Here is a 3,656-nt window from a genome sequence, read left to right as displayed (position 1 = left end):
GACCAGCACCGGCCCGAACACCTCCTCCCGTACCACCTTCGCCTCGGGTGGCACGCCGCGCAGCACGGTCGGGGCGATGGACGTGCCGTCCCGCTTGCCGCCGGTGACGAGCGTCGCGCCGGCGTCGACGGCCTCGGCGATCCAGCGTTCGACCCGTTCCGCCGCCGTCAGGTCGATCAGCGGCCCGACCTCGGTCGCCTCGTCGGCCGGGTCGCCGGTGCGCAGCCGCTCGACCGCGGCCGTCACCTCGCTCAGCAACGTCTCGTACACGCCACGTTCGGCATACACCCGTTGGACGGCGATGCAGGACTGGCCGGCCTGGTAGTTCGAGAACGTCGCGATCCGCTGGGCGGCCTGGCGCAGGTCCGCCGGCGAGGACCAGTCGGCGGCGACGAGCACCGCCGCGTTGCCGCCGAGCTCGAGGACGACGTGCTTGCGGGGCACGGCGTCCCGGATCGACCAGCCGACCGCCGCGGAGCCGGTGAACGACACCACTGGCAGCCGCGGGTCCGCGACCAGCTCCGCCATGGCCTCGTTCGGCACGGTCAGCACCGACCACGACCCTTCGGGCAGGTCGGTCTCGGCGAGCAGTTCGGCGAGCAGCAGGGACGACAGCGGCGTCTTCGGCGCCGGCTTGACGATGATCGGCGCGCCGACGGCCAGCGCCGGCGCGACCTTGTGCGCGACCAGGTTCAGCGGGAAGTTGAACGGCGTGATCCCCAGCACCGGGCCGCGGGGGACGCGCCGGACCACGGCCAGCCGCCCCGCCCCCGCCGGGTCGGTGTCGAGCCGTTGCAGGTCCCCGGACCAGCGCCGGGCCTCCTCCGCGCCCCAGCGGAAGGTCGACGTCGCCCGGGCGACCTCGGCCCGCGCCCAGGTCAGCGGTTTGCCGCTCTCGGCGGTGATGAGCGCGGCGATCTCCTCACCGCGCTCGGCGATCCGGCCGCTGACGTGAGTGAGGGCGGCGGCCCGGCCGTGCGCCGACACGGCCGCCAGCTCCCGCGCGGCCCGGGCGGCGGCGGCCACCGCCACCTCCACCTGCCCGGCGTCCGGCTGCGAGACCGTGGCGACCGGACGGCCGTCCCACGGGTGACGCACCTCGAAGGCCGTCGAGCCCGTCGCCGGCCGGCCCGCCACCCAGAACGGTTCGACCTTGCCCATGGATGCCACCACTCCACCTTCGTGCACAGGACGCCCGGAAGGGCGGCGCCACGCGGGACGGGACAACGTCGGTATACCGAACAACTGGCAACAACCGGCAACCGCCGGCAGCCGCTGACGGCCACCGGCGACCGCCGGACGAGCGGACGGCCGGGCGGATGCGCACGTACATGTGCGCATCGTGCCGATGCCGGGATACCGGGCGCCGGAGCCAAGCGCACGGTCACACCGGACACACGGACCATGCCGGACGGCCGAGCGCAACACCCGTTGTGACGCCCACTGATGCCACCCGGTCAGGCAATACCCGGTCCGGGCGAGATGAAGCACCCTCTCGGGCAGGGCGAAACATCCACGGCGGCTCCAGCGGCGGCTCCGCAGCGGCTCCGCGGCGGTTCCACGGGACGGCTCCCCCACGGGGGCCCATGTGCGGAGGCCTCCGCACATGGGCCCCTCAGGGCCTTCCCGCGGTGGCTCCGCGGCGGCTTCACGGTGGCGGGGCGAAGGCTGCGGGGCGAGGCGTCCGCGGTCCGCCCGCGACGGGTTTGACGAACGAAAGCCAAGGGAAGTGACCACGGCTATGAAAGCGTCGTCGAGTGACGCGTATCGCCTGGAAGGCCGCTGGGGAGCCCGCCGGTGACGACTCCTCCCGCCTGTCCCCGATGCCTGGGGGCACTATGCCCGCCTGATCTGTGGAACGACCAGTGGCGCTGCGAGGAGCACGGGGAGGTCGCGCCGTACCGGGTCGCCGCGTCCTCCCGGGAGCAGGCGCTGCTCTTCCTCGCGCACGCGGCCACGGCGCCGGTCTGGGTGCCCTGGCCGATGCCGGTGCACTGGTTCGGCAGCGGGGTCGCCTGGGCCGGTGACGAGCGCACCGGCCCGCGGGCCACCGCGTTCGCCGCCGGCGGGCCGTCCCCGCTCGGTGGGCCGGCCGAGCTGGTCCTTGTCGCCGAGGAGCCCGGGACGGGTCTCGGGGCGCGGCTGGCGGGGCTGCCCGGCACCGACCCGGAACGCATCGGCGGCAAGCCCGAGGAGAAGATCGAGGCGGCCGGGCATCCGACCGCCCTGTGGCCGGTGCTCTGCCCGCCCGACCGGGCGGTGTTCGTCGGGGAGGCCTGCGGGGTGTGGCTGTGGGTCGCGCTCTGGCCGTCCGACGCGGCCACGCTCCTACTCGAGCACCTCGTCCTGTGGGATCTGCGCAGCACCGAGACCCTCGCCACCTGCCTGCTCTTCGGCGCCGACAGCACCCACCTGTAGCCCGTCCGTAGCCGGCGGCCGCGACGTCGTAGCCGTCCGCGGTCCCGGCGACCGACACCAGAGATCGCCCGACGGGGTTCTCCGGAGAGATCGTAAGATCGTCGACGGTCGGACGGTGTTCGACAACAGATGATCATGCTGGTGGGCGTGCGTACCCCGGGCCGGGAAGCGGTCCGGGAACGGGAGAGGGCTGGCGGGGATGACGACACCTGGGACGGACACCGCACCTGGGACGGACACCGCCGCGCCACCGGCGGCGGAGGTGGACCGGCGGCGGCTGCTGCTCATCGTCAACCCGCACGCCGGTGGCGGACGGGGCGCACGGGCGCTGCCGGACGTGTCCGCCGCGCTGCGGCGCTGGGCGTCGGACGTGCGCGTCGAGCGGACCCGCGACATCGGCCACGCCGCCGATCTCGCCGGACAGGCGGTGGCCGACGGCCGGGTGGCGGTCGCCCTCGGCGGGGACGGTCTGGCCGGCCGGGTCGCCGAGGCCGTGGCCCGGCTGGGCGGGCTGCTCGCCGTGCTGCCCGGGGGGCGCGGCAACGACTTCCTGCGCTCCGTCGGCGCCAGCCGGGATCCGGTGATCGCCGCCACCGCCCTGGCCAGCAGCGTCGAGCGTCGCATCGACCTGGCCGAGGCCAACGGGCGGGCCTACCTCGGCATCGCCAGTGTCGGCTTCGACTCGGACGTCCAGGTGATCGCCAACCGGGCCCGGTTCGTCCGCGGCCAGCAGGTCTACACCTACGGCGCGTTACGGGCGGCGGCGGCGTGGAAGCCGGCCCGGTTCACCGTGGAGATCGACGACGGTGCCCCGCGCGAGCTCGTCGGCTGGACGGTGGCGGTGGCGAACTCCGCCTGCTACGGCGGCGGGATGCGCCTGGCACCCGGGGCGGAGCTCGACGACGGGCTGCTCGACGTCGTGCTGCTGGCGCACTGCGGCAAGATCACCTTTCTGTCGACGTTCCCGAAGGTGTTCTCCGGGCGCCATGTGGACTCCGCGCACGTCGAGGTGCTGCGGGCACGCAGTGTCCGGGTGGACGCCGACCGGCCGTTCCAGCTCTACGCCGACGGCGACCCGGTCGCGGACCTGCCCGCCCGGATCGTCCTGCGGCCGGGCCTGCTCCGCTTCCTCGCACCCCCGGCCTGACCCGCGCCCGGTCTGACCCGCGCCCGGCCTGACCCGCGCCCGGTCTGACCCGCGCCCGGCCTGACCCGCGCCCGGCCTGACCCGCGCCCGG

The 3,656-nt window shown here is 74.9% G+C and carries 3 protein-coding genes; 2 read left to right on the top strand and 1 reads right to left on the bottom strand.

Annotated features, from left to right (window positions below):
- Positions 1-1,161: aldehyde dehydrogenase family protein (locus tag NBX02_RS04100; RefSeq protein ID WP_250290053.1), on the bottom strand; the 1,161-nt coding region annotated here is incomplete at its 3' end.
- A 636-nt stretch (positions 1,162-1,797) separates the two neighbouring features.
- On the opposite strand from NBX02_RS04100, the gene NBX02_RS04095 reads away from it, so the two are divergent.
- Positions 1,798-2,418, top strand: a complete 621-nt coding sequence (locus NBX02_RS04095) for a DUF6758 family protein (protein WP_250285586.1) — start codon at positions 1,798-1,800, stop codon at positions 2,416-2,418.
- 199 nt (positions 2,419-2,617) lie between these two features.
- Positions 2,618-3,565 (top strand): diacylglycerol/lipid kinase family protein, encoded by a 948-nt coding sequence (locus tag NBX02_RS04090; RefSeq protein ID WP_250290051.1) that lies wholly within the window; start codon positions 2,618-2,620, stop codon positions 3,563-3,565.
- The last annotated feature ends 91 nt before the right edge of the window (positions 3,566-3,656 follow it).

Origin of the sequence: Protofrankia sp. CiP1_Cm_nod1, assembly GCF_920888515.1 — a bacterium.
Classification (GTDB): Bacteria; Actinomycetota; Actinomycetes; order Frankiales; family Frankiaceae; genus Protofrankia.
This window is presented reverse-complemented; position numbering and strand designations above follow the sequence as displayed.